The sequence below is a fragment of the Streptomyces sp. NPDC008121 genome (assembly GCF_042957155.1).
Lineage (GTDB): Bacteria > Actinomycetota > Actinomycetes > Streptomycetales > Streptomycetaceae > Streptomyces.
In genome coordinates this window covers 16,523-36,064 of the sequence record NZ_JBIBHT010000002.1, presented here as the reverse complement: position 1 = coordinate 36,064, position 19,542 = coordinate 16,523, and the positions used below count along the sequence as shown (strand labels likewise).

The 19,542-nt window shown below is 72.7% G+C and carries 23 protein-coding genes and 1 pseudogene; 16 read left to right on the top strand and 8 right to left on the bottom strand.

Translation table 11 applies throughout. The features are described 5' to 3' along the window. Positions 1 to 93 precede the first annotated feature (93 nt). The gene (locus ACFZBD_RS05810) at positions 94 to 1,404 is read right to left on the bottom strand and encodes an ATP-binding protein (protein WP_391138474.1); all 1,311 of its coding nucleotides are present in this window, start codon (positions 1,402 to 1,404) and stop codon (positions 94 to 96) included. Here ACFZBD_RS05810 and ACFZBD_RS05805 point away from each other — a divergent pair. Continuing rightward, complete coding sequence (locus ACFZBD_RS05805; RefSeq protein WP_391138592.1) at positions 1,333 to 1,674, top strand: hypothetical protein; 342 nt, start codon at positions 1,333 to 1,335, stop codon at positions 1,672 to 1,674. The two genes, ACFZBD_RS05810 and ACFZBD_RS05805, sit on opposite strands and share 72 nt — an antisense overlap. Here the strand turns inward: ACFZBD_RS05805 and ACFZBD_RS05800 are convergent. Then, entirely contained in the window at positions 1,653 to 2,336 is a 684-nt protein-coding gene (locus ACFZBD_RS05800; protein ID WP_391138471.1) for a response regulator, read from the bottom strand. The genes ACFZBD_RS05805 and ACFZBD_RS05800 overlap by 22 nt on opposite strands. A gap of 149 nt (positions 2,337 to 2,485) precedes the next feature. Here ACFZBD_RS05800 and ACFZBD_RS05795 point away from each other — a divergent pair, with 149 nt between their 5' ends. Both ACFZBD_RS05795 and ACFZBD_RS05790 read left to right on the top strand, forming a co-directional pair. Next, positions 2,486 to 3,601: a glycosyltransferase gene (locus ACFZBD_RS05795; RefSeq protein WP_391138469.1), complete on the top strand. Its 1,116-nt coding sequence runs from the start codon at positions 2,486 to 2,488 to the stop codon at positions 3,599 to 3,601. Then, positions 3,598 to 4,620, top strand: coding sequence for a GDP-mannose 4,6-dehydratase (locus ACFZBD_RS05790; protein WP_391136100.1), 1,023 nt, complete (start codon positions 3,598 to 3,600; stop codon positions 4,618 to 4,620). Before ACFZBD_RS05795 ends, ACFZBD_RS05790 begins: the two co-directional genes overlap by 4 nt. A gap of 96 nt (positions 4,621 to 4,716) precedes the next feature. Here ACFZBD_RS05790 and ACFZBD_RS05785 read toward each other — a convergent pair whose 3' ends face one another. Continuing rightward, positions 4,717 to 5,055, bottom strand: a complete 339-nt coding sequence (locus tag ACFZBD_RS05785; RefSeq protein WP_391136097.1) for a thioredoxin domain-containing protein — start codon at positions 5,053 to 5,055, stop codon at positions 4,717 to 4,719. Positions 5,056 to 5,300: 245 nt separating this feature from the next. Here ACFZBD_RS05785 and ACFZBD_RS05780 point away from each other — a divergent pair, with 245 nt between their 5' ends. After that, complete coding sequence (locus ACFZBD_RS05780) at positions 5,301 to 5,639, top strand: hypothetical protein (RefSeq protein ID WP_391136094.1); 339 nt, start codon at positions 5,301 to 5,303, stop codon at positions 5,637 to 5,639. A 298-nt stretch (positions 5,640 to 5,937) separates the two neighbouring features. On the opposite strand, the gene ACFZBD_RS05775 is transcribed toward ACFZBD_RS05780, so the two are convergent. Continuing rightward, positions 5,938 to 6,978 carry a vWA domain-containing protein gene (locus ACFZBD_RS05775; protein ID WP_391136091.1) on the bottom strand — a complete coding sequence of 347 codons (1,041 nt, stop codon included), beginning with the start codon at positions 6,976 to 6,978 and terminating at the stop codon, positions 5,938 to 5,940. Positions 6,979 to 7,127: 149 nt separating this feature from the next. On the opposite strand from ACFZBD_RS05775, the gene ACFZBD_RS05770 reads away from it, so the two are divergent. From ACFZBD_RS05770 to ACFZBD_RS05745, 6 genes are all read left to right on the top strand, one after another. Beyond that, positions 7,128 to 7,958 carry an alpha/beta fold hydrolase gene (locus ACFZBD_RS05770; protein ID WP_391136088.1) on the top strand — a complete coding sequence of 277 codons (831 nt, stop codon included), beginning with the start codon at positions 7,128 to 7,130 and terminating at the stop codon, positions 7,956 to 7,958. Positions 7,959 to 8,250: 292 nt separating this feature from the next. Beyond that, positions 8,251 to 8,730: a carboxymuconolactone decarboxylase family protein gene (locus tag ACFZBD_RS05765; RefSeq protein ID WP_391136085.1), complete on the top strand. Its 480-nt coding sequence runs from the start codon at positions 8,251 to 8,253 to the stop codon at positions 8,728 to 8,730. 367 nt (positions 8,731 to 9,097) lie between these two features. Next, positions 9,098 to 9,658: a hypothetical protein gene (locus ACFZBD_RS05760; RefSeq protein WP_391136082.1), complete on the top strand. Its 561-nt coding sequence runs from the start codon at positions 9,098 to 9,100 to the stop codon at positions 9,656 to 9,658. 112 nt (positions 9,659 to 9,770) lie between these two features. Beyond that, positions 9,771 to 10,193: a hypothetical protein gene (locus ACFZBD_RS05755; RefSeq protein WP_391136079.1), complete on the top strand. Its 423-nt coding sequence runs from the start codon at positions 9,771 to 9,773 to the stop codon at positions 10,191 to 10,193. Between the two features lie 63 nt (positions 10,194 to 10,256). Beyond that, positions 10,257 to 10,559, top strand: a complete 303-nt coding sequence (locus ACFZBD_RS05750) for a hypothetical protein (RefSeq protein ID WP_391136076.1) — start codon at positions 10,257 to 10,259, stop codon at positions 10,557 to 10,559. 173 nt (positions 10,560 to 10,732) lie between these two features. After that, positions 10,733 to 11,041 carry a hypothetical protein gene (locus ACFZBD_RS05745; protein ID WP_391136073.1) on the top strand — a complete coding sequence of 103 codons (309 nt, stop codon included), beginning with the start codon at positions 10,733 to 10,735 and terminating at the stop codon, positions 11,039 to 11,041. 84 nt (positions 11,042 to 11,125) lie between these two features. On the opposite strand, the gene ACFZBD_RS05740 is transcribed toward ACFZBD_RS05745, so the two are convergent. After that, positions 11,126 to 12,265 carry a serine hydrolase gene (locus tag ACFZBD_RS05740; protein WP_391136070.1) on the bottom strand — a complete coding sequence of 380 codons (1,140 nt, stop codon included), beginning with the start codon at positions 12,263 to 12,265 and terminating at the stop codon, positions 11,126 to 11,128. A 406-nt stretch (positions 12,266 to 12,671) separates the two neighbouring features. Here ACFZBD_RS05740 and ACFZBD_RS05735 point away from each other — a divergent pair, with 406 nt between their 5' ends. Beyond that, positions 12,672 to 13,166 (top strand): hypothetical protein, encoded by a 495-nt coding sequence (locus tag ACFZBD_RS05735; RefSeq protein ID WP_391136067.1) that lies wholly within the window; start codon positions 12,672 to 12,674, stop codon positions 13,164 to 13,166. A 110-nt stretch (positions 13,167 to 13,276) separates the two neighbouring features. Here the strand turns inward: ACFZBD_RS05735 and ACFZBD_RS05730 are convergent, their stop codons facing one another. Beyond that, on the bottom strand, positions 13,277 to 13,639 hold the full coding sequence (locus tag ACFZBD_RS05730; protein ID WP_391136064.1) for a MarR family transcriptional regulator: 363 nt from the start codon (positions 13,637 to 13,639) through the stop codon (positions 13,277 to 13,279). 105 nt (positions 13,640 to 13,744) lie between these two features. Between ACFZBD_RS05730 and ACFZBD_RS05725 the strand changes: the two genes are divergently transcribed. Beyond that, positions 13,745 to 14,146 (top strand): STAS domain-containing protein, encoded by a 402-nt coding sequence (locus ACFZBD_RS05725; RefSeq protein ID WP_391136060.1) that lies wholly within the window; start codon positions 13,745 to 13,747, stop codon positions 14,144 to 14,146. A 138-nt stretch (positions 14,147 to 14,284) separates the two neighbouring features. Further along, positions 14,285 to 14,527, top strand: coding sequence for a DUF5133 domain-containing protein (locus tag ACFZBD_RS05720; protein WP_391136057.1), 243 nt, complete (start codon positions 14,285 to 14,287; stop codon positions 14,525 to 14,527). A 293-nt stretch (positions 14,528 to 14,820) separates the two neighbouring features. Here ACFZBD_RS05720 and ACFZBD_RS05715 read toward each other — a convergent pair whose 3' ends face one another. After that, on the bottom strand, positions 14,821 to 15,729 hold the full coding sequence (locus ACFZBD_RS05715) for a hypothetical protein (protein WP_391136054.1): 909 nt from the start codon (positions 15,727 to 15,729) through the stop codon (positions 14,821 to 14,823). A gap of 255 nt (positions 15,730 to 15,984) precedes the next feature. Between ACFZBD_RS05715 and ACFZBD_RS05710 the strand changes: the two genes are divergently transcribed. The 3 genes from ACFZBD_RS05710 to ACFZBD_RS05700 all read left to right on the top strand — a co-directional run bounded on the left by ACFZBD_RS05710 (position 15,985) and on the right by ACFZBD_RS05700 (position 18,712). Next, positions 15,985 to 16,368 carry a DCC1-like thiol-disulfide oxidoreductase family protein gene (locus tag ACFZBD_RS05710; protein ID WP_391136051.1) on the top strand — a complete coding sequence of 128 codons (384 nt, stop codon included), beginning with the start codon at positions 15,985 to 15,987 and terminating at the stop codon, positions 16,366 to 16,368. Between the two features lie 603 nt (positions 16,369 to 16,971). Further along, the gene (locus ACFZBD_RS05705) at positions 16,972 to 17,634 is read left to right on the top strand and encodes a fibronectin type III domain-containing protein (RefSeq protein ID WP_391136048.1); all 663 of its coding nucleotides are present in this window, start codon (positions 16,972 to 16,974) and stop codon (positions 17,632 to 17,634) included. 262 nt (positions 17,635 to 17,896) lie between these two features. After that, positions 17,897 to 18,712, top strand: coding sequence for a DUF6042 family protein (locus ACFZBD_RS05700; RefSeq protein ID WP_391136045.1), 816 nt, complete (start codon positions 17,897 to 17,899; stop codon positions 18,710 to 18,712). 198 nt (positions 18,713 to 18,910) lie between these two features. On the opposite strand, the pseudogene ACFZBD_RS05695 reads toward ACFZBD_RS05700, so the two are convergent. Continuing rightward, positions 18,911 to 19,108: pseudogene (locus ACFZBD_RS05695) on the bottom strand (CBS domain-containing protein); the annotation flags it as partial. Between the last annotated feature and the right edge of the window lie 434 nt (positions 19,109 to 19,542).

Below are 19,542 nucleotides of genomic sequence, written 5' to 3'. Positions count from 1 at the left end.
CCGAGGTCAGACCCGTCTCCTCCCCGGACGGGCAACGTCCCGGCACGCGTGGCGGCCTGCGAACGGGCGGGTGGTGGGGTGCCGCTCCGAGTCTCAGAGGGTGAGTCGGAACAGTGCCCCGCCGCCCGGGGCCTGGTGGACGGTCAGTTCGGCATGATGGGTACGGACGATCTGCCGGGCCATGGCCAGGCCGAGACCGGAGCCGGGCAGGGACCGGGCCGAGGGAGCGCGGTAGAAGCGGTCGAAGATGTGGGGCAGATCCTCGGCGGCGACGCCCGGCCCATGGTCGCGTACGGTCAGCTCGCGCGCGGTGAGGCCGACCTCGACCGTGGCGCCGGGCGGACTGAACTTCGCCGCGTTGTCCAGCAGGTTGGTCAGCAGCCGGCTGAGACGCGCGGGGATACCGGGGCGCAGCACCCCCTCGGCGTCGCCGGCGACGTACAGGTCGAAGCCGACCTGCGGCCAGCGCTCCCGGGCGGTGTCGACCGCGTGCCGGGTGAGCGCGGCGAAGTCGGTCTGCTCCAGCAGGGGTTGCGGCTCCTCGTCGCGAGCGAGTTCGATCAGATCGTTCACGAGCCCGGTGACGTCCGTCAGCTGCCTGACGAGCGCCCCGGACACGCGCTCCCGGCGATCGGCGGGGAGGCGGTCGGCGTGACGGAGCAGCTCGGCGTTGGTGCGCAGCGCGGTCAGCGGGGTCCGCAGCTCGTGCGAGGCGTCGGCGATGAGCCGGCGCTGAGCGGTCACCGACCGCTCCAGTTCGTCCAGCATGGTGTTGAACGTCGTCGCGAGCCGGGTGATCTCGTCCTCGCGGTGCCGGCTGCCCGGCGGCAGCTCGATGCGGTACCGGGGGTCGCGGGTGGCCGCCACCCGCTCCGCCGTGGCCGTCAGCCGGGTGACGGGGGCGAGGCCGGTGCGGGCGACGGCGTAGCCCAGGCCCCCGGCGACGAGGACGCCGGCCGCGCCGAGGCCGCCGAGCAGCCAGGCGGCCTGGCGCACACCGCGCTCGGCGACATCGGAGCGCAGGGCGACCTGGACCGCGGCGCCCCGGTCGTAGGTGGTGACGAACATCCGGGCCGGGTGTCCCTCCACGCCGATGTTCCGGTAGTACGGGGCCCGGTCACCGGCCGCCACCTCGCGCACCGCCGCCGACACCGGCAGGACGTAGGGCTCGCCCGGGTCGTCGGCGGGGCGCACCGGCACGACCTGGGCACAGGCGGGCGCGCCGAGGAATCGGCATTCGCCCCTCAGCACGGCCGGTCCGTCCTCCCGGCTCTGCTGGGCGACGAGCGTCGCGGACTGGGCGAGGTTCTGGTCGACCTGCTGGTACAGCTTGTGCCGCAGGACCAGGAAGGCCGCCACGCACACACCGACCGCGACCAGCGCCGCCGCCGCGGAAGCGGCCAGCGCGAGGCGGGTACGCAGCGGGCGCGGGCCGGTCCGACGGTGCCGGGGCCGACCGGCACCACCGGACCGGTCCTCCTCCGTGCGGTCCCCGAGGCGGCCTCCCGCTCGGTCCGGGCGATCCCGCCGCCCTCGGCCTTCCTCTCGGTCCGGGCGATCCCGTCGCCCGCGCTCCTCGGACTCCCGCTCTCCGCGTCCCTCGGGCACCTGCCTCCTTCGGCCGCCGCCCGCCCCGCCGGCGTCCGGCGCGTTCATGCCGCCTCCAGGCGGTAGCCGACGCCGTGCACGGTGTGCACCAGACGCGCCTCGCCGTCCGCTTCCAGCTTGCGGCGCAGGTAACCGACGTAGACGGCGAGCGAGTTGGAGTCGGGGCCGAAGTCCCGGCCCCAGACCCGTTCGAAGAGGACCTGCCGGGTGAGGACCTGGCCCGGGTGCAGCAGCAGCTGCTCCAGCAGCGCGAACTCGGTCCGGCTGAACTCGATGGGCCGCCCGCCCCGGCGCCCCGTCCGGGTGGCCGCGTCGACCACCAGGTCGCCGTACGACAGCAGACCGGCCGACTCCTGCGGGCCGGGATCGGCACGGCGCAGCAGCGCCCGCACCCGGGCGGTCAGCTCGTCCAGCGCGAACGGCTTGACCAAGTAGTCGTCCGCGCCGGCATCCAGCCCGTCGACCCGATCGCTCACCGAATCCAGCGCGGTGAGCACGAGGACCGGGGTGCGGTCGCCCATGGCGCGCAGCCTGCGGCACAGCGCCAGACCGTCCAGCACCGGCATCATGACGTCCGCCACCACGGCGTCCGGTTGCCAGGCAGCCATGACGGACAGGGCGGCGAGACCGTCGGCGGCGCCGCGCACGGCGTACCCCTCGACGGTCAGGCCGTCCTCCACCGCGGCCCGTACCTCGGGTTCGTCATCGACCACCAGGATTCGTCTCATCACGCCCCCAGCCTGCCAAAAGGACGTCTTAAAACCTTCTTAGGGCGCTCTGTGAGCGTGAGGCCATGCACACCTCATCCTCATCGGACGCCGCGTCGTTCGGCCCCGCGCCGCCTGCCGTGGGCTCTCGCGGGCCCGGGCTCTCCGTCGTGATCGGTGCCGGGGGCACCGGTGGCCACATCTACCCCGGGCTCGCTCTCGCGGACGCCCTGCGGCGACTGGTCCCCGCGGCGGAGATCTCCTTCGTCGGCACGGAACGCGGGCTGGAGACACGGCTGATCCCGCAGGCCGGGTACCGGCTGCACACCGTCGACATGATCCCGTTCGACCCGGCGCTCGGCGCCCGGCGCTATCTGCTGCCCACGGCCCTGGTGCGCTCCGCCAACCAGGTCAGAACGGTACTGCGCGACCAGCGGGCGCAGGTGGCGGTCGGCATGGGCGGCTACCCCAGCGCGCCCGTCATCCTCGGGGCCCGCTGGTCCGGGCTGCCGAGCCTGATCCACGAGTCCAACGCCGTGCCCGGCCGCGCCAACCGGTTCGCGGCCCGGCTCACCCGGAACGTCACGGTCGCCTTCGACAACTGCCGCGCCGGTCTGGCCGGCGGCGACGAGGCCCTGACGGTCGGCATGCCGATCGCCGCGTCCCTGGCCGGCCTGGACCGCACGGACCAGCGGGCCCCGGCCAGGCGGGCGCTCGGCGTCCCGGACGATGCCCGGCTCGTCGTCGTCAACGGCGGCAGCCTCGGCGCCGCCCGCCTCACCGAGGCCGCGACGGGCCTCGCCCGGCGCTGGCAGGGGCGGTCCGACGTCCAACTTCTGATCAAGACCGGGCCGGACGCGCTGGAGGAGACCCGCCGCCGGCTGGCGGGCAGCCCGATGGCCCGCGCGGTGCCCTACCTGGACCGGATGGACCAGGTGTACGCCGCCGCCGACCTGGTGATCTGCCGGGCCGGGTCGGCGACCGTCGCCGAGCTGGCCAGCACCGGCGTCCCCGCCGTCCTCGTGCCGTATCCGCACGCCCCCGGCGACCACCAGACCCACAACGCCCGCGTCCTGACCGACGTCGGCGCCGGCCTGCTGGTGCCGGACACCGAGACGACCGCGGACCGCCTGGCCGCCCTCATCGAACCGCTGCTCGCCGACCCGGCGCGCCTCGCCGCCATGGAGTCGGCCGCCGACCCCGGCCCACACGCCCACGCCGCCGACCTGCTCGCCGCCGAGGTCCTGCGCCTCGCCGGCCGACCCACCCTGGAGTACGTACGATGACCACCACCGACCGCCCCGCACGCACCGTCTCCCCGGACTGGACCGACCGCCAGGTCCTCGTCACCGGAGCCGAGGGCTTCATCGGCTCCACCCTGGTCGACCTGCTGGTGGCGAAGGGCGCCCGGGTCCGGGCGTTCACGCACTACAAGCCCTACGCCGAGAAGGGCAACCTCGCCCACCTCCTGACGCATCCGCTGGTGGAGACGTTCACCGGTGACGTCCGCGACGCCGGGCGGGTCATGGACGCCGTCGAGGGCTGCGACACCGTCTTCCACCTCGCCGCGCTCATCGGCATCCCCTACAGCTACGACTCGCCCGGCGCCTACGTGCAGACCAACGTCGTCGGCACCGAGAACATCGCCGAGGCCTGCCGCCGGCACCGGGTCCGCCGCCTGCTGCACACCTCCACCAGCGAGGTGTACGGCACGGCCCGCACCGCGCCGATCTCCGAGGACCACCCGCTCCAGCCGCAGTCCCCGTACTCGGCGTCCAAGATCGGCGCGGACATGATGGCGCTGTCCCACCGGCACGCCTTCGACCTGCCGGTGACGGTGGTCCGGCCGTTCAACACCTACGGCCCGCGGCAGTCGGCCCGCGCCGTGATCCCGGCGATCCTGGCCCAACTGCACGCGGGAACCCGCCGCATCAAGCTGGGCTCACTGACCCCGACCCGCGACTTCACCTACGTCACCGACACCGCTCGCGGCTTCCTGGCCCTGGCCGACTGCGACCGGGCCCTCGGCCACGTCGTCAACCTCGGCTCCGGCCGGGAGATCTCCATAGGCGACCTCGCCCAGGCGCTGACCGTCGCCGCCCACAGCGACGCGGAGATCATCGTCGACCCGCGCCGCCTGCGCCCCTCGGCCAGCGAGGTGGAGCGGCTGCTCTCCGACAACACGCGGGCCCGCGAGTGGGCCGGGTGGGAGCCGGAGGTCTCCCTGGCGGACGGGCTGCGCCGGACGTCGGAGTGGGTGAAGGAGCACCTGCACCTGTACGCGCCGGACCGCTACCAGGTGTGACGGAGAGCGGGGCGCCGAGTCCTCGCGGGCGAATCGCCCGCGAGGATTCGGCGCCCCGCTCCCACCCGTGCCGCCTGCCGACCGCCGCAGTACGCCTCAGAGATGCCCGTCCAGGAGACCCTTGAACTCGGCGGTGGTCATGGGCCCCGCGCCGTGCGCGACCGCTTCCCCCTCCTTCAGCAGGACGAAGGACGCCGCTCCCGTGACCCCGTACCGCTCCGTCGCCGCCGGGCAGCGCGTCATGTCGGTCCTGACGGCTGTCAGGCGGCCCGTGTACTCGTCGGCGAGGGCACCCACGACGAGGTCCATCGCCCGGCAGGGCTCGATGGCCTTGGGCCACGTCCCGGTGAAATACGCGAGGACCGGGACGTCGCTCATCCTGAGGATGAAATCGAACTCCGCGTCCTCGCGGGGCTGGTGCACCCGCTTCGCCATGCACACTCCTGACCTCGTGTTCCGTCCTGCCACCTCCATCATCCCCCGCGCGGTGCAGCGGCCCGGCCCGCACCCCAGGCCCTCCACCTGCGCCGCAACCCCTTGACCCCGGGGCGGGACATCGCGGAGGGCCAGGGCCTCGTCGGGTACGGCGTTGACCGAGCCGCTGCCTCGCGTTACCTCGTTCGGGGGGTTCGCCCGGCGAGGCCGGCCGAACGCTCGGCGGTCTCTGTGAGGGTGGCCTCATGATCCACACCCACATCGACGCCGCACACCCCGCCGCCCCGACGGGGCGACGCACGGCCCTGTGCATCGCTGTCGCCGCCCTCGCTTCACTCCTCGCCGCCCCCACCGGCGCCCACGCGTCCCAAGCCCAGGCGAGGGGGACCGCGCCGGCCTGCGTCAAGCGAGACGTCGTCAAGCACGAGAAGTACGTGAAGGTCACCAATGGCTGCGACGAGGCGATGCACCTGAAGGTCGTCATCGACTGGGGCCCCGACTCCCGCTGCCTGACCTACCAGCCGCGGGAGTCCTGGGAATGGAACTGGGGCCGCGGTTCGTACGGCAAGGTCGTCACCTGCTGACCCGACCGTGCGGTCAACCGCAGCGACCGCACTCCTCCGGGAGAGTGGATCCGAAGAGAAGGGACGCCACCATGCCTGCGGACCGGCCTGACGACGTGGAACCGGCCCGGGCACTGGGCAGGGCGCTGCGCGATCCCCAGCGGCGCTCCGGCCGTACGCTCCGGGTCACACCTGTGGGTCTCCGCCTGCTGACGCCGACCGCATCGGTCGCCAGTCCTGCGGGGGAGCCCCGCAGGACCGGCTTCCGGCCTTCCGGTGCCCTCGCGCGTTCCGCGAGCGCGATGGATCGGGGCGGGTGTCAGAGGATGTAGAGCAGTCGGGTGTGGGGGGTGAGCTTGCGGTTGACGCTGGTGCTCTGGACGAAGATGGTGAAGTCGTCGTTGTGGTCGGGCTTGAGGCGTACCTCCGCGTCGGGCAGACCGAGGAGGGTCCGGGCCTCCGGTCCGGTGTACACCTGGTCGGTCTTCTTCTCCAGGACCGCTATCTGCTTGCGTGCCTGGACCTTCTCCGACTTGTTGAGCTGGTAGAAGGCGCTGCCGGAGCGGTACGTGTGCCCGGATTCGACGACCCAGTCCCGGATCGCCGTGTCACGGGTGACCGGGATCAGCTGGTAGGCCGAGGGGTCCACGGGCGTGAGCCCGGCGGCCTTGATGGTGTCCTGGTTGACCGTCTCCGCGCCGGTGGTGAACACCGCCCGCGATCCGCGGATGCCCTTGGTGCGGCCCACCATGAACTTCTCGGTGGCCTCCCGGATGACCTGTCCGGCCTCTTCGAGACCCTGTGTGCTCGTGGCGTCCCAGATGGCGATGTTGTCCTTCGGGAACCCGCACTGCATCGCCTCGCGCTTGCCCATCTGGTCCGGCACGAGGACGGCCAGCGTCCAGTTCTGCTCCTGCGTCGCGGCCATCTCGGCCACGGCCGCGACGAGCGCGCGCGGGTCCGTGGCGGGGGCGTCGGGGCAGCGGTGGCTGGCGTTCTCCTGGCCGTCGGTGAGGACGAAGGTGAGGAAGCTGTGGTCGCCGTAGAGCTGTGCGGTCTGTGCGAGTTCGCGCTGGGACTTCAGTGCGGCCGCCAGCAGGGCCGTCATGCCGCCGACCCGGTACAGCTGCTTCAGGGACGGCATCCGCAGCACGTCCTTGTCGTAGATGACGCATTCCACGGTGTCGGCGAAGACGTACACCGTGACACGGGTTTCCTGGTCCAGCTCCCTGGACCTGCGGGCGAGGTACTCGATCTGCTGGTCGGCGACTTCGACGACTTTGCGGCTCAGGTGGGACATGGACGAACTGGCGTCCAGCACCAGCGCGACGTGGTTGATGTAGTTCTGGCCTTCGGGCATGACGGCTCCCCCTCGTTTTCCTGCCGACGTGATGGTTCTACCGTCTCACCCGGCACTGACAATCGAGGGCGGCCGCCGGCCCCACCGGTCGGGCTCCCAACAGGAGTTACGTACTCCGCGGTTGCCGGGAGCGGCCTCCCGGGGAGGCGATGGGCGCGGGCTTCGGCGGCACCGGTGTGAAGCGCGTGGGGAGTCGTCCGCTGATGCTGGTCGGTTCGCCGATGGACGCGGCGGGGTTCGGCACGCTCGCCACGTACTTCGCCGACCGTACGGTCGTGACCTACGACCCGCGTGGCACGGGCCGCAGCCCGCGTACCGATGGTGCCGCGCGGACGACTCCGCCGGAGCATGCCGATGATGTGCGGCGGGTGATCGAGGCGGTGGGGGCCGGCCCGGTGGACCTGTTCGCGAGCAGCGGGGGAGCGGTGAACGCGCCGGCTCTGGTGGCCGGGCACGGCGAGCTGGTGGGGACGCTGGTGGCGCACGAGCCTCCGGTGGCGTGGGTGCGGCCCGACCGGGAGTCCGTCCTCGGGGTGTGCAAGGACATCCACACCACCTACCTGCGCCGGGGGATGGGGCCCGCGATGGCCAAGTTCTTCGTCGCGGCCGGACGCAAGGGGCCGTTCCCCCACGGTTGGCGCGAGGAGCCGGCACCGGATCCGGCGGCCTTCGGTCTACCCACCGAGGACGACGGCGCGCGAGACGATCCACTGCTCGGGCAGAACATGCTCGGCTGCACCGGCTTCCGGCCCGACTTCGCCGCGCTGCGATCCGCCGCGACCCGGGTGGTCATGGCGGCGGGAGAGGAGTCGGTGGGGGAGTTCCCGGCCCGGGCGGCGGCCGGGATCGCCCGGGAGCTGGGCACCGACCTGGTGGTCTTCCGGAGCCCTCACGGAGGCTTCCTCGGGGGCGAGTACGGGCAGCACGGCGCCCCTGCGGAGTTCGCCCGGGCCCTGAGCGGGCCACTGACCGCGGGCTGACCCGCCCCCGTCCCACGCCCCGTCCCGCACCGCGCACCGGAACCCGTCCTGAGGGGATCCCGCACCCCGTCCCACGCCCCGCCCTCGCGAGGCGGGGCTGGCGCGTGCGCGGCGGGACCGGGCGGCGATGGCGGATGCGCTGCGGCGCCGGAGGCGTGCGGCCTCCGTTCTGTGACACCTCGGGCCGGTGACATAGGCCACCTGGCCGCCCTGTCACAGGCGCGCGGCCGCCGGCGTCTTGTGGTCGTCCGGTGCGGCAGCAGCACGCGCCACCACGAGTGAGGACGATGTCATGGAACCCCGTTTCAACCTGTTCGACAGCCCGACCGCCGCGAAGGTCGCCAAGCGGTTCTTCAACGTCGCGTCGGCCCTGGAAGGGCCGGCGCTGCCCAGGGCGGTGCGGGAGCTGGTGGAGCTGCGAGTCAGCCAGATCAACAACTGCGGCTTCTGCCTCGACATGCACACGAAGGAGGCCGCGGCGGCCGGCGAGAGCGCGCTCCGGCTGCACCTGGTCGCCGCCTGGCGGCACACCACGGTGTTCACCGACGCCGAGCGAGCCGCGCTGGCCCTGGCGGAGGAAGGCACTCTGCTCGGCGACCGCGGCGTGTCCGACGAGACGTGGGCGGAGGTGCGCAAGCACTACGACGACGATCAGGTGGGCACGCTGGTCTGCGTCGTCTCCCTGATCAACGCGGCCACCCGGATGAACGTGATCGTGCACAACCAGGGAGGCTCCTACGAGCCGGGCATGTCCGCCCGCTTGGCGGGCTGACCGGCCCGGGGAGACACCCACCCCCGCGGGCGGCTCGGAACGGGCCGGCCGCGGGGGCCCCGCCCGCCCAAAGGGGCGGAGGACAGCGCGGCTCGCGGACCGGCCCGCCGGTCGCGCACCTCTCCCCCCCGCCAGGGGAGTCCGTGCGGCCGTGCCCCACGCCTTCATCCCGGCCGTCCTGGCGCCATGGCAGGAGCCTCTGACCTGCGCAGAAATGACCCCACGCGTCAATGGCGCCATAAAGGGCTCGCAATGGCGCCACTAATGCGTCATGATGGAGCCACGGCCGGGGATTGCCCCCGTCCCGCACGCCGGAACGGGGCGCGCGTGTTCACGAAGCGGATCATCACACGACGGGGGAACGATCATGGAAGCGGCGCAGAGCAGACACCAGGCAGTCCCCGGCGCCCGTACCGCCTTCGCCCGTTTCGTGCTCTGCGGCGGGGGAGTGGGGATCGGCTCCAGCTTCGCCGTGACAGCCCTCGCCGGCTTCATCCCCTTCATTCTGGCCAACGCCCTGATCACGGTGGCCTCCACGCTCCTGGCCACCGAACTCCACGCCCGCTTCACCTTCGGCGCCCGTTTCACCTTCGGCACGGGCCTACGGGCCACAGGACGCCAGCATGCCCAATCGGCCGGGTCCTCGGCGGCCGCCTACGTGGTGACCTGCACGGCGATGTTCCTGCTGCAGCACCTGGTGGCGGCCCCCGGCGCCACGCTGGAGCAGACCGTCTACCTCACCGCCTCCGCACTCGCCGGCGCCGCACGGTTCGTCGTCCTGCGCCTCGTCGTCTTCCCCCACCACCGCCCCCGGCCCGCCACACCCACCACCACCGCCTCTACCGCCTCCGCAGCCCGCCCCCTGCACCCCACCGTCGCCCGTACCGCTGCCCCGTCCGGCCCCGCGGCGCTCTGCCGTGCGGCCTGACCCCGCTCCCGCCGACACTCACCCGGCACCCCTGGGGACCTCCTGTCCGGGCGCCCGGCTTGGCCGCGGGAAGCGTCAACTGCCCACGCCGGCATGCGCATAGGCTCCGGCCATGACCGACCAGTGGTACGTGCTCATCGAAGAGGACACTCGGATGACCCAGCGTGCCGACGGCGTCGACCTGAAACTGCACCGATGGGAGCTGGTCGCCACGCACCCCATCACCGGTGCACAGGCCCAGGCCGCCGCGGCAGCCGAGGACGCGGCCCTGCGCTATGTGCCGCGACTCCTCGCCCGGCATGCCCGCCCGGGGGACCAACCGGCCCGGCATGCCTTCCTCGCCCCGGACGGGGCGTGGGTGGTCCTCCTCAAGCAGCGTCACCGCACGTGCCATATCCGTGTGACCACGGCCCGGCTCATGCACACCCGCGAGGAAGCGCTGGGACCACCCCCCACGCTGAAGGACAGGTTCCGAGGCGCCCTGGAAGGCCCGCAGCTCCCCGGCGGGCCATGGGCGCCGCCGCGGCACCCGTGAGAAAACCGGATACCCGGCCGTGTCTCCCGATGGATCGCCGTGATCCGGGGTACACGGCCCCGCATGGCACCCAAGAGCACCACGAGCGAGCACCTCATGTCCTTGCGGGCCGCGCGGCAACTGCGCCGGATCCGTACCTTCTACACCGCCGGCGCGCTGCTGTGGGCGGCAGCGGCGGCCTGGACGGGATGGACGCATCCCGGGAGCCGGCAGATGTGGGTCTCCGTACTCCTCCTGGCCGTCTTCGCCGGGCTGCTGGGCACCGCCTCCCTCTGGCTCCGGCGCCTGCACACCGATGCGCCCCGCAGGCCCGCGCACCATGCCGGATCACGCCGGGCAGCCGCTCCCCGTCACGCGAGCGCGTGACCCCCACGCCCGTCCCCGCCTGCCCCGCGCCGTGGCTGTGCGCCGGTCGGCCCTCTGCCTTCCGTGTACGACGGAGGCCCCGGCCGGGCGGAACGAAAGCCGGGGGCGGGTTCAGTACGGAGAATCAGGGAAGCAGGACGTCACTCAAGCTCCCTCCCACGCGAGGAGTCGCCATGACCACCTTCGTCATCACCGTCCCCGGCACGTTCCTTTCCGGCATCACCGGCTCGGCGTGCTCGGCTCTCGAACGGGAGCTGGCCTCCCAGCACACCGACGTCAGTGAGAACGAGGGCCTGGACCTGCTCACTTTGAACGAGGACGGCACCTTCTCCGTCCGTCTCGAGGTCGACGCGCCCGACCGCTACGAAGCCGAACTGGACGCCACCCGGCTCGTCGTGGCCGCGCTGCAGGACGCCGGAATCCCGCCCGCCGACGTCCCGCTCGGCCCGCCGGCCGTCACCGGCATCGACAGCGGCCTCTGACCCCTCGCCTCCGACCCGCCTTCCAGGTGGCCCCGCGCCCCGGGCCGCCTCTCGGCTGTCCGGGGGCCGGATGCCGCGGACGGGTCAGCGTCGCAGCAGGGCGCAGACGAAGTCCTCCTGCACCGCGCGGACTTGGGCGAGGAGCTCAGGCTTGACGCTCTTGCTGGTCTGCGTGTTGATCGAGAAGGTCAGGGACCTCTTGCCGTCCGCTGTGGCGGCGGCGAGCTGGGTGTAGCCGGGGAAGTTCCCGGTGTGGCCGTAGACCGCGCCGCAGCGTGTCGTGTACCGGAAGATCGCCAGCCCGCCGGCGTTGGCACCCGGTCCCGCGGGTTCGGAGGCGGCGCCGGGGAGGAAGGTCCGCTGCTGGCGGCGCGTGGCGGGCGACAGGAAGCCGTGCCCGCCGGCCCACGCGCGGATGAAGGCGTTGAGGTCCTTCGGCGTCGAGACGATCCCGCCGGAGGCCCAGACGCCCGAGGCGCTGAGAGCTTCGCTGATGTCCTCCGGCGGGGCGGGCGGGGTGACGTCATACCCGTGGATGTAGGGCCGCGGCATGCGGTAGCCCTGGGGGAGGCTGGTCTCCCGCAGACCCAGGGGCGCGTACACGAGTCGCTCCAGCAGGCGCTCGTACCGCTGCCCGGTGGCCGCCCCGGCCATCAGCGCGACGGCGGTGTTGTCGGAGTTGGAGTACGCGTACCTCGGCCCCGGGGGAAAGCGGAGCCCCTCGTCCGCCACGAAGTCGAGCAGTCGCCGCGAGTCGAAGTGGTGCCGGGGATCCGCCTGCAGGATCTCGGTGAACGCCGGCGCCGTCGGGAAGTCGGGCAGCCCACTGGTGTGCTGCAGCAGTTGGCGCAGCGTCACCCGGTGCCAGGCGGCCGGCAGCGAGGGCAGACGCTCACCGACCGTGTCGTCGAGGTCCAGCTTGCGCCGGTCGGCCAGACGCAGCGCGACCGCCCCGCTGAACGCCTTCGGCACGCTCGCGATGCGCATGTGGTCGCCCGTGCGGGGAGGGCGGCCGGCCGCCGTACCGGCGACTCCCGCCCGGCAGACCGCCGTCCGGTCTCCCTCCCGCAGCAGCGCGATCACCCCGGGCGGTCCTCCAGGCGTGCGGACCAGCTTCTCCAGCCGCTCCTGCAACGCCCGGTCCGAGGGCGAAGGGCTGGGCGACACCGTACCGGCCGCCTCCACCGGCTGGATGAGGACCGCGAGTGCCACGGACGCGGCCACGGCGGCGGCGGACGCCCGCAGACGTGCACGCCGCGAACGGAAACGGACTCCAGAGCATGCCGGCACCGGTTCTCCTCCCCAGGGCGAGGCCGGACGGACAGGCCGCCGGCCGACGAGTCGGCCCCAGCACCGAACCCACCGGCCCGGCCCGCCCGTCGGCTGCTCCATCCGGCCCCTCGCTCCCCGGCCCGCCCGATCCCGGCCCTCGCCCCCCGCCTCCGTCACCTTGGACGTACGGTCACGGTCGGGACGCGTCCCGTCGGATCCGCGGCGGACGGGTACGTTCGTGGCGCATCGTGGAGGCGGCTGACATGTGGGAGGGGCCGTGGGGTGGAAGAAGGACGGGTTTCCGGCACACGAGGGGGCCGTGGGCGTGCTCCTGCCGGACGGGAGTGAGCCAGGGCCGGTGTACGGCGCAGGAGGCGGGAACCCCCTCCGTGAATCCCGCGACTGGTGGGTCTACGACGGCATCCTCGGCGCGCCCCGTGCGCAGCGGATCCGGGCGGCCTGCGCATGCGGCTGGCGCGGAGGGACGGCGTACAGGATCCGGTGGGACGAGGTCGAGCGAGGCGTTCCCTACGCCTACGACACGACGGACGCCGAGCGGGACTGGGAGGCCCATCTCGACGACGTCGAGGCACGGACCGTGCCGTTGCCGACGGAGGTGAGCGACCTGCTTCACCGGCTGCGGCAGCGGCTCGAGCAGCTGGTCGACGACGCACCGCTCGTCGCGGTCAAGGCGGCGGGCGAGCTGGAGACCATCGCCGCCGCGATCGGGCCTCCGGCGGCGTACCTCGCGGTCCGCGCGGACGGGGTGTCCTGGCAGCGGATCGCCGATGCCCTGGGCACCACCGGGCAGGAGGCCCGCTCCCGCCTCCTGCGCTACGAGTACCGCCGCTGACCCTCGGCCGGGAAGCGGCCGCGCCGTGCCCGAGCGCTTCTCTCTCACCGACGTGGCAGCGCCTTCGTCCCGCATCCCGGGCGGCGCCGTGACCGGTGCCTCGTCCGCTCCTACCGCGCACGGCCGGCATCGCCCGGCCGAGTGGTCCGGCTGCCCGGGCTCCCGATGCGGTCGGTCTCGTCCTGTACGAGCAGGGAGAGCAGGGCGGCGACAGTCAGACCGGCCTCCGCCGGGTGGCGCAGGACCTTCTCCGGCTCGATGCGGTAGGTGTTGGTACGACCGTCGCGGGTGTGGGAGAGGTACCCGTCCTGCTCGAGATCGGAAATGATCCGTTGGACGGCACGCTCGGTGAGCCGGCAGTGGGCGGCTATGTCGCGGATCCGGACGTTCGGGTTGTCGGCGATGGCCGCCAGTACGCGCGCGTGGTTGGTGACGAACGTCCATCCGCTGTGAGATCCAGGCACTTCAACCATGAACGGCATTCTAAGGACTCTCTTTGCCGGACAACGGATACGTGACATACTTTTCGCGCAATGGATGACAGGATAAGGCCGGGGGAGCCGGAGGAGGGGCCCGAGATGTCTTCGGATGAGGCGGTCGCGAGGCGCCCGGCTGATGCCGGCGAGAGCCGGCTCGGGGCACTGGACGGGACCACGGTGGGGCAATACGAGCACCTGGGGGCCTGGGTCGTCCGCGCGTGCGGCCCGTACGACATGGACTCGATCACGCCCCTGAAGGACGCGCTGCGCACCGCGGCGGGGGAGCACCGGAAGGTCGTGCTGGACGCCTCCGGCATCACCTTCGCGGACTCGACGCTGTTGAATCTGCTGATCCTCACCCACCAGACGGCCGACTTCCGCGTGGCCGCCCCGCCGCAGCAGCTGCGACGCCTTCTCGAGCTCACCGGAGTCGACACGGTGCTGCAGGTGCGGGCGACGGTGGAGGAGGCCGCAGCCCTCTGCGGAAGCCCGGGGGAGTGAAGCGCTCCAAGCGGGGCATTCGGCGTTCTGCCGGCCGTGTCCGGGTGTGGACCCTGACCGAGGACGCGATGGAGACAGTCACCACCCGCGGTGCGGCCGGCCGCACCGCGGGAGGGTTGTGAGGGGAGAGGTATCACCATGATCCTTCCGGCGGAGAAGGACCTGCGCGCGGTGTTGGCCCGGTTCGCTCAGGCCCGCATCGAGCACGACGTGCGGCCCACCGGCTTCACCAGCAGGGCTCTCGAGGACGCCACATACACCCTGTGTGTGATGACCGGAGCGCGCACCGTCAAGGAGGCCCTGCTCGCGGCCGACGCCCTGCTCGACCGCTGCACGGCTGCCCGGCGCGTCTCCCAGGGAGACGCGGCACTGGCCGCCTGAAGCGGGTCGCGGAAGGCCGCGCGTCGACGGACACGGCCCCGACGGAGGCTGTCGTACCCAGAGCCGCCGGAGGCCGACCGCGTTCCGAGCGACGGCGTTCCGAGCGACTGCGACTGCGACTGCGACTGCGACCGTGACGGCCCGGGCCGGGCGGCCGGCGCACCCGGGGAGGGGCGGAACGAGGCAAGGCCGCCCCCCGGTCCGGGGCAGCGGACCGGCCGCCCGCCTCGTCAGAGGCGAGAACCGCTGACGCCTCCCCGGTGCGGCGACGCTCACCCGGAACCGGGCCGGACTCAGTTCACCGGCATGCCGAGGCCAGGCAGCCACAACCGGCCGCGGTCGCTGACCGTCAGCTCCCAGGCCACCAGCTCGTCCGGGCAGACCGAACCGCGGCCGCGGACGTCGGCGACCAGCAGCCGGGCCGCCGACCGCGCCGCCGCGGGGTCCTCGTCCGAGAACACCGCCCGCCACCAGCCGCCGTCGCGCACCTGCCAGCCCCGCATCCGCATGGCCTCCTCCCAGCCCCGCTCCCCGGCCGTCGTCCGGTGGTCCACCATCAGGGACAACTGCCCGCGGTCCTGGCTGTAGCCCACCCGCAGATGCCGCGGCCAGTCCCGCGAGCACCCCACGACGAACGACGCCCAGTCGCCCGCCACCTGCACCGGAAGCTGCTCCATCCACGAGTCCAGGAGCAGCTCGAGTGAGGACTCCAGGTGCTGCCAGGACGCTGCCGTGTGATGGCCGTCCCAGCGGAAGGCCGGCCAGTCGCGCTCCGGTCCCCGGTGCAACAGCCACAGGTAAGGAAGCCTGTCGAAGCCGTGCGGGTCTTCCGGCCGCCAGCCGACCGAGCCCGACTCCACGGCGGTGTACTCGCGCCCGTACAGGTCCGACACCGTGTGCGCCGACAGCGAGACGCCCTCCGGGCCGCCCGCCAGCAGCACCACATGCGGCCCGGTGTGCCAGCGCACGCTGGGGCCGGCGGCCGAACCGCCGTACAGAGCGGGCGGGCCGAGCTCCGCCGCCACCGCTTCGTACACCGGCCGCAGGGCCTCCCGCCGGGCCGCACGCCCGGCCCCGGGCGGGTAGGGCGCGACGAGCACGGCGGGCGCGTCCGCATGTGCCTCGGGGCGGTCGTACAGGGCGCGTGCGAGGGTGGCAGCGCTCGGGGGACTGGGGCGGGAAGGGGGCATGCCGGTGATCATGACCCCCATCGTGTCAGGAGGCCTGAGCCGGCCGGTGCGCGGTGCGGGGTTCCGGGAGGCGGGTCCGGCGCGGACGCTGACCGGGCGGGGGGCACTGGTCCGGCAGGGCCCCCACGTATGCCCGTCCGCGCTCCACGCCGGCGAGGAGGCGCCGGAGTCCAGAGCCTCGGCGTACGGAACCACCGGGCCGATGTCGCGCGTCCGCAGACGCCGTTCGTTACGGGGGGCTGGTCCGTGACGGGGCACTATGGGGTCATGAGAACTCGGCCGGTACTCGTCTACGACGGTGACTGCGGCTTCTGCACGGCATCGGCTGCGGCCGCACGGCGACTGCTCCACCCGTCCTGTGAGTTCACCGCATGGCAGTCGGCTGACCTGGCCCTTCTCGGCGTTCCGCAGGAACGAGCCGAGTACGAGGCGCTGTGGGTGACCCCCGTCGGTGCCGTCTACGGCGGGGCCCAGGCCGTGGCGAAACTCCTGCTGCGCGCCGGAGGGGGATGGGCGGTCCTGGGAGCGGTTCTCTCGCTGGCGCCGGTGCGCTGGATCGCCCATGTCGTCTACCGGGTCATCGCCGACAACCGAGGACGGCTGCCGGGCGGGAAGCGGGCCTGCGCCGCCCCATCCTCGCGGCCGTTGTGAATCCTTTCGGCCGTTCTGGATCCTCCCGGCCAGGCGCGGTCATTCCACGCTCGGGACCGGACTAAACCGGTCCGGCCCGCCCCGCCCCGCCTGGCCCGCCGGGCGAGCCGAACCGCCTCGACCTCCTGCCTGGGTCTGACCGGAGGTCACCGCTCCGGCAGGGGCTCTGCCGGGGCACGGCGGCCCGGACCCGCAAGGCCTGTGCCGGGCCGCCGGTTCACGGGGCAGAGCCCGTGCCGGAGCGGCCCAGCCCGGCCCTCTCGCGCCCATGCCCGCTCGCCGCGGCCGATCTGCGGGTGCGGGGGCGGGGGGACCTCTGCATGCTGGAGGTGAGCACCGTGGCCGAGTCCGGCGCCACAGAGGTACGGCCACCCTTCTGGTGCGCTTCTCCGCCCAGAGCGGGAGGAGAGAGCCTTCATCCCGGCAACCGATTCCCCGTCCCCGTGGAACTCCGACTGCCCGCTCATCGGTCGCGAGGTGTTGCGATGAGGCTGCGACGCGCCGCCGCCGCTGCGGCTCTGCCGATTCCCCTGCTGTGTGTGGCTGGCCCCGCCCGCCTCCGCGGCCACCACACACACCATCTCCCTGACCGGAACGATGACGGTGACGAACGCGGGTGGCGTCTTCAACGACGACACGACCCAGGCCTTCACTTTCAGGAGGCAGGTCCGCCTCACCCACGACAACCCGACGACCACGCTGACCACTTCGCACTGCGTGGCCAACCAGACCAGGGGCGAACTGAGCGTCCACCTCCAGCTCAGAAACGACGAGATGGCCGTCGAATCGCCCGCCTTCCGGCTGTTCGAAGGATCGAGCTGCCTCACCAACGACCTCGACGGCCAATCCGAGGGCATCCAGCAGGGCATGCGCCCGGGCGGAACCCTGACGGGCGCGCAACTGTCCGCCCGTAACAGTGAAGCGCTCTCCCCCGACAGAGCCTCGGTGACCTTCGACCTGAGGCACGCGACAGGTTCGGGTATGGGAGCAGGGCGCCCCGCCGCGGTCTCGGGCGTGGTCGCCAGCAGGCCCAACCCCGCGGATCCTTCCCGGGTACGGGTGGACTGGGAGGACGTGGTGACCGACGAAACGCACTTCCAGATCCGCAACAGCACCCTCAACACCAGTGTGAGCGTGGGCCCGAACACCACATCGGTCACCTTCACCGGCCAGCCGGCGGAGCGGCAGTGCTACCAGGTCCGGGCGGTGAACAGGCACGGCCCGTCGGACTGGACGCCCGTGAGCCCCACGCAGGAATGCGTCTGAGGGTCAGCCGGGTACTCGCCCTGCCGACCACCGCCTGACCGGACGACCCCAGAGGGCGCCTCCCACCTCGGGAGGCGCCTTCGTCGTCGAGGGAGCGGTGGCGGGGAGCGGAACGCCGTCAGGCGCGGACGCCGGCACACTGCGGATGCCGGCCGCGTCTCACCCACCCTGGGCCGGCCATCCCTTGCGAACGCTCCGTATCTCCTGCGCAACAATGCGTAAGCTGATCGGAGTTTGACCGTCCTTCGAGGAAGAGCTGCGGATGACTGACGATCCACTCGTGCCCGGACCGCGCCGGGACCTGGCGGTGCACAACGACTGGTGGACTGCGGGCTGGCAACACGTCCTGCCGCGCCAGAGCTTCCCGTTGGCGATGCTGATCGCCACCGCCAGCCAGCCCGGCTTCACCGGCTCCCTGGACGACCTCCTGGGAGAGCTCTTCGACGGTGAATGGAACATGCTCGGCGGCGACCTCGACAGCGCGCTCACCTTCTTCTGGCCCGACTCGGAGGAGGATCCCGAGGAAGAACCGGAGGGACGCCAGGCATCCGAGGCCAAACGCTGGAGCGAGTTCCGTGCCGTGCTCACGTCCGCCGGTCTTCCGGTGCCGACGACCGTGCGGGACCTGTCCGGGCTCTACCTGACCTGGGGTCTGGCATACCAGGAGCAGACGACGGCCGGCACCCGATGGTCCATGCCCGCCACGCTGCCGCGCCCCGGCGACCTGCTGCCCCTGAACGCCGACCTCACCCAACGGCTCGATTCGCTCCACTGCACGGAGCACACCGGCCCGTACATCAGCGCGCTGATCGGACATCTGACCGACGGCCTGGGCGCACCGGAGGAGATCTTCACCTCCCTCGACCGCCTGGCCGTCGCCACCGGCCAACAGGCCGGCGACGTCCGCCTCGCCCTCACCGAGCTCGTGAACTCCGGTGACGCCCGCGTGTGGCGCGGGCAGGGGCAGGCCGATCCCGAACGGCTGGAGACACATCAGCGCTTCCGCCTGGCCGTGGACTGGGACCGCGTCGGCGAGACCCGGCTCCAGGTGTACGTCAGGACCGGCGACGACGCATGACCGGGCGGGGCGGGTGCGGCATCTCCTCCACCGCGAAACGGGAGACAGGCGCTCCGTTCCTGCCCGAGCTGTCTCCCGGGTGCGCGTCGCAGCAGCCTCTCGGCCTCGCCCGAGCGTTCCCCCTGCCGTCCGTACGAAGGCTCGCTCCGGACCGCGGGGCGCGACCGCGCGGTCCCGGGCGAGGTGAGGCAGGGCGCCTCAGTCCGTGGAGAGGGCCTGGAGCAGGTCGCCGACCTTCGGGTCCGGCAGGGCCCGTGCCACGTCGGCCTGAGCGGCCATGCCGACGAGGTCGTGCCCGTCGATGACCGGCAGCCGCCGGATCTTGTGCGCGGTCATGGTGCGCAGGATCTCCGCGGCGTCGTCGTCCGCGCCGGTTGTCACGGCCTCCCCCTGCGCGGTCGGCCGTGACTGAGGACGGTGTGCGGGCTGGAGGGGTTGTGGCGTTCTTCTTGCCTGGGTGTGGGGCTGGGCTTGGTTGCTGTCGCTGCTGGGGGGTGTCGGGGCGCGTGGCGGGTGCCAGTTCGTTGTTGCTGATCAGGCCGGCGGGCGGGCCGGGCCGGCGCCGGGGTCCGGCAGACATCCCGGGGGAACGGCAGTTCCTGACGGGGCGCCAGTTATGTTCCGGGTCATGCCGGATCATCGGCGCCGCGCGTGGCGGCGGCCTGTCCCGGGCCGCAGAAGAACTCTCACAGTTATGTTTTTCGCGGTTCTGCAGTGGGGCTGCTGGCTTTGGGGCCCGGTATGGCTGTTGGCCCCTGTCGATCGGATGGCGATGCCGTTGCTTCTGGGGTGGGGCGGGCGTTGGGCCGTTCGTGCTGGTATCGCGTCTG